Here is a 4,532-nt window from a genome sequence, read left to right as displayed (position 1 = left end):
CCAACGGCCTTTGCGCATTCGGCTCTCACGTGATCGGCACGCGTGCCGCTGAGGCTCGGGGGGCGGCGATCCGCCGGCGGCGTCGCGCCGCGATCGGGGTCGCACTCGCTGCCGCGATGGGCAGCCTGGTGTCGGCCTGCAGCCTCAGCGGACCGTTCTTCGACGACAGCTACGACAAGACCCAGATCCTCTCGCCCGAGCCGGTGCCGCCCTATCGCAGGCTCGTCGCCGCGGCCATGAAAGGGCTGAAGCAGCCGGTCGACCCGGCCGGCCTGACGATCTCCGAGCCGCGCTGGATCGAGCGGATCGGCGGCCCGGCCTGGGTGGTCTGCCTCAAGTCGGACCCCAACGCGTCTCACGCCGTCTACTACGCGTTCTTCATCCAGAAGGAGAAGGTGGTCGACACCCGCACCGCGGTCGGCACCGACCGCTGCGTGCACCAGGAGTTCACCCCCTTCGACGCGGTGACCGCCGCGGCCGAGCCGCCGCCGGGCCACCCCCCGGGCCGATAGAAAAGGCCGACCCGGGGTCGCCGGATCGGCCTTTCGAAAGATCGGTAGCCGGCGGCCCTCGACCGCCGCTACGCCTCGAGGACCTCCGGGTTGACGCAGGTGTCGGGCGCGCCGCCGGTCAGCACCTTGAGGAGGTTGTCCACCGCGATGCGGCCCATGTTCATCCGGGTCTCCGGCGTGGCCGAGGCGATATGCGGCACGACGATCACGTTGTCGAGGCCGAGAAGCTCGGGCTCGACCGCCGGCTCGTTCTCGAACACGTCGAGACCAGCGCCCCAGATCACCTTGTCCTTCAGGGCGCGCGCCAGCGCCTTCTCGTCCACCACCGGACCACGCGCGGCGTTGATCAGCACGGCCGTCGGCTTCATGGCCTTCAGCTCGGCCTCGCCGATGTAGTGCTTGGTCGCCGGGATGAGAGGCACGTGCAGCGTGACGTAGTCGGACTCGGCGAGCAGGGTCGCCTTGTCGACGAAGCGGGCGCCGAGGCTCTTCTCGAAATCCGGATCGGGCTTCACGTCGGTGTAGAGAATCTTCATTCCGAAGGCCGCGGCCTTGCGGGCCACGTTCTTGCCGATGCGCCCGGCGCCGGCGAGGCCGAGCGTCCGCCCGTCGACATCGAGGCCCATGAAGAACAGCGGCGCCCAGCTTCCCCACTTGCCGGCCCGGACGAACTTGTCGGCCTCGACGATGCGGCGGGCGACGGAGAGCAGGAGCGTGATGGTGTGGGTCGCGGTGGCGTCGTCGAGCACGCCCGGCGTGTTGGTCAGGATCACGCCGCGCTTCGTCGCCGCGGCGACGTCGAAATTGTTGTAGCCGACCGCGAAATTGGCGACGATCCGGCACTGCGGCCCGGCCGCGTCGAGCACCTCGCCGTCGATCGTGTCGGTGAGCATCGACAGAACGCCGTCCCTGCCCCTGATCTTCTGCTTCAGCTCGTCCTTGGTGTAGGCGCGGTCGTCCGGGTTGATCTCGACGTCGAAATGCTCGCGCAGGCGATCGATGTTCTCCTGCTGGATCATTCGCGTGACGAGGACTTTCGGCTTGGACATGGGGCTAACGCCTCTGTTTGGTTGATTGACGGGCGCGGACGCGCCGGGCGAGCGGGCCTCCGGCCGCGGAGGCCCGCTCTCGTGTCAGACGGCGTCGCGCGCCACGAGGTCGGCGAGCGCGTGCACGATCGCCTGATCCTCTTCCGACTTCAAGCCGCTGACGCCGACGGCGCCGATCACCGCACCGTCCTGGCTCTTGAAGACGGCCCCGCCGGGCAGCGACGTGATCTTGTCGTCGCAGAAGTCGGCCGCCGTGACCTTCTCGCGATGGAGACGTTCCAGGAACGCGTCGGTGTTCACGCCGAGCCGCGCCGAGGAATAGGCTTTGCCGATCGCGATCTGAATGCTGCGCAACGGCGCACCGTCCATTCGCGAGAAGCCGAGCAGGTGGCCGGTCCCGTCGACCACCGCGACGCAGATCGGGCGCTTGAAATCGGCGACCGCCTTGCCGATCGCGCGGGCGATCAGCGCATTGGCGGTGTCGAGCGATATGATGTTCATGTCATGGACCTTGCTGGACGGAGAAGCTTCACTCCGCGGGTGTCGCGCTCACCGGAACGGCCGCGACGGGCTTCGGAGCGGCCGAGGCGGCGGCGGCCGGCATCTTGCCGGCGGCCCGCTGCTTCTGCACGCGATTATACATCCACGATGTGAGGATCGGGGTGAGGACCGCCGTGACGATCACCGAAGCGGCGACCTGAACGGTGGCGATCGGGGCGATCGCCGCGTAGCTCGGATCCGCCATCGCGACGGCCTTCGGCACCGCCGCCGAGTTGCCGGCCGTGCTGGACGCCGCAGCGCCCGCGATCCCCGATCCGCCGAGGAGCTTGTCGGCCAGGATGCAGCAGATGCCGGTGACCACCAGCGTCATGATACCGAGCGCCACGCCCGGCAGGCCGCCGGTGAGGACGTTCATCAGGTTGATGTTCTGGCCGAGCGTGAAGGCCATGAACGGCACGATGATAGGCTCGTGCGAGCCGAAGAACTCGCGCAGATCCTCGTCCAGGTTGGCGAGGAGCGCGCCCGCGAAGATCGGCGCGATCACGGACACCATCGTCATCCACGGGATGTTGGCCAGGCCGGCGCCGACCAGGATGATCATGGTCAGGAACGGGCCGGTCTCGATGCTCTGCGGCACGTAGGTCCCGGCATCCTCCTTGTCGCCCATCGCGCTGGTGAGCGCCAGGAACATGCCGCCATTGGTGTCGCTCATCGCGACCAGCAGGGCGAGCGTGCTGAGGCCGAACAGGTCGCCGCCGAGGAAATACGCGACCGAGAGCGCGATGCCGGTGGCGATGCCGACCTTGGCGAGCAGAATACCGAAGCCGCGCTTGAGCATGCGGGGCGCGGTTCGCAACGTCATCTTGGTGCCGGCCGTGAAGAGGAACATGCCGAGCACGGTCGGATAGCCGACGCCGCTCAAGGCTTCGGTGAAGCCGCCGATCTTCAGCAGATTCGGAGTGAACGTGTTGATGACCATGCCGATGAACAGCGGCACGACCATCAGGCCGCCGGGAACCTTGTTGATGGCTTTGAGGATCTTCATGACCAGCTCCGAGTCGAGGACGATCGATGGACCGGACGGCGGCAGGGATGCCGCCCGGTGGGCTCGGGGGTCTCTCGGGTCACGGCCGGCGTTCGGCGCAGCGCCGGCAAGGGGGCCGGCCCGTCGAACGTGTGTCGTCGATCGTCTTGCGCTGTTCGGAATACCGGCGGCGGGTACTGAAGGCCCTCTTTCGTGACCCGCCGGAAAGCTACTCTTGCCTCTCCGGAATGGATATCCGGAAGTGCCGTGAATTCGGAATGGCCGTTACGCCGAAACAGGCGGCTCGTATAGATATTTTACTGATCCGCGCAGCCGGTCGACGGCCCGACGGGGTCCGATCAGAGGATTCGGGCATGCCACGCGTTGTCGGCGCCCCGGGGTTCAGCCGCCGCGATAGCGCCGGTACCACGCGACGAAGCGCGCGACTCCCTCTTCGATCGGCGTGGCGGGCCGGAAGCCGACGGCCGCCATCAGGTCGTCGACATTCGCGCAGGTCTCCGGAACGTCGCCGGGCTGCATCGGCAGCATCTCGCGTACGGCGGGTCGTCCGAGCGCTTCCTCGATCAGCCGCACCACCTCGGGCACCGCGACCGGGCTGTTGTTGCCGATGTTGTAGACGCGCCAGGGCGCGCGGCTCGACGCCGGATCGGGCGCGTCGCCCGACCAGCCCGGATCGCCCTGCGGCACGTGGTCGACGAGGCGCACCACCGCCTCGGTGACGTCGTCCACATAGGTGAAGTCGCGCTTCATCTGCCCGTGGTTGAACAGCTTGATCGGCTCACCGCGCGCGATCGCATCGGTGAACAGCCACATCGCCATGTCGGGCCGCCCCCACGGGCCGTACACGGTGAAGAAGCGCAAGCCCGTCGCCGGCAGCCCGAACAGATGGCTGTAGGAATGCGCCATCAGCTCGTTGGCCTTCTTGGTGGCGCCGTAGAGGCTGAGCGGATGGTCGACGTTCTGGTCGGTCGCGAAGGGCACGCTCGTGTTGGCGCCGTAGACCGACGACGAGGACGCGTAGAGGAGATGGCGGCAGCCGTGGTGCCGGCATCCCTCCAGCACGGAGAGGAAGCCGGCCAGGTTGGCGTCCAGATAGGCGAACGGATCGACCAGCGAATGCCGCACGCCGGCCTGCGCCGCGAGATGGACGACGACGGGGAAACGCTCGCGCGCGAACAGATCCGCCACCGCGGCCCGGTCGGCGAGATCGAGCCGCAGGAAGTGGAAGTCCTCGAAGCGCTCCAGCGCCTCGACGCGAGCCTGCTTCAGGGCCGGATCGTAATAGGCATTGAGATTGTCCAGACCCACCACGCGACGGCCCTGCTGCAACAGGCGTCGCGCCACGTGGAAGCCGATGAACCCGGCCGCGCCGGTGACGAGAATGGGGTCTTGGTCGGACATGACGACTCGCAGCGGCCGGCCCCG

The 4,532-nt window shown here is 67.9% G+C and carries 5 protein-coding genes; 1 reads left to right on the top strand and 4 read right to left on the bottom strand.

Annotated elements, in window-relative coordinates; genetic code table 11:
• Positions 1-512, top strand: a 512-nt coding sequence (locus CH341_RS13545) for a hypothetical protein (RefSeq protein WP_210208284.1), incomplete at its 5' end; no start/stop codon positions are given.
• 68 nt (positions 513-580) lie between these two features.
• Here the strand turns inward: CH341_RS13545 and CH341_RS13540 are convergent.
• From CH341_RS13540 to CH341_RS13525, 4 genes are all read right to left on the bottom strand, one after another.
• Entirely contained in the window at positions 581-1,561 is a 981-nt protein-coding gene (locus CH341_RS13540; protein WP_111419551.1) for a 2-hydroxyacid dehydrogenase, read from the bottom strand.
• A gap of 84 nt (positions 1,562-1,645) precedes the next feature.
• Complete coding sequence (locus CH341_RS13535) at positions 1,646-2,062, bottom strand: GlcG/HbpS family heme-binding protein (RefSeq protein WP_111419550.1); 417 nt, start codon at positions 2,060-2,062, stop codon at positions 1,646-1,648.
• Between the two features lie 28 nt (positions 2,063-2,090).
• Positions 2,091-3,107: a 2-keto-3-deoxygluconate permease gene (locus CH341_RS13530; protein WP_111419549.1), complete on the bottom strand. Its 1,017-nt coding sequence runs from the start codon at positions 3,105-3,107 to the stop codon at positions 2,091-2,093.
• Between the two features lie 381 nt (positions 3,108-3,488).
• The gene (locus tag CH341_RS13525; RefSeq protein ID WP_111419548.1) at positions 3,489-4,508 is read right to left on the bottom strand and encodes an NAD-dependent epimerase; all 1,020 of its coding nucleotides are present in this window, start codon (positions 4,506-4,508) and stop codon (positions 3,489-3,491) included.
• Positions 4,509-4,532 lie beyond the last annotated feature (24 nt).

It is taken from the genome of Rhodoplanes roseus, from assembly GCF_003258865.1.
GTDB classification, from domain to species: Bacteria; Pseudomonadota; Alphaproteobacteria; order Rhizobiales; family Xanthobacteraceae; genus Rhodoplanes; species Rhodoplanes roseus.
This window is presented reverse-complemented; position numbering and strand designations above follow the sequence as displayed.

What these genes read in the sequence shown, in the direction of transcription:
- CH341_RS13540 (WP_111419551.1), bottom strand. Translation starts at nt 1,561, where the DNA reads ATGTCCAAGCCGAAAGTCCTCGTCACGCGAATGATCCAGCAGGAGAAC.
- CH341_RS13535 (WP_111419550.1), bottom strand. Translation starts at nt 2,062, where the DNA reads ATGAACATCATATCGCTCGACACCGCCAATGCGCTGATCGCCCGCGCG.
- CH341_RS13530 (WP_111419549.1), bottom strand. Translation starts at nt 3,107, where the DNA reads ATGAAGATCCTCAAAGCCATCAACAAGGTTCCCGGCGGCCTGATGGTC.
- CH341_RS13525 (WP_111419548.1), bottom strand. Translation starts at nt 4,508, where the DNA reads ATGTCCGACCAAGACCCCATTCTCGTCACCGGCGCGGCCGGGTTCATC.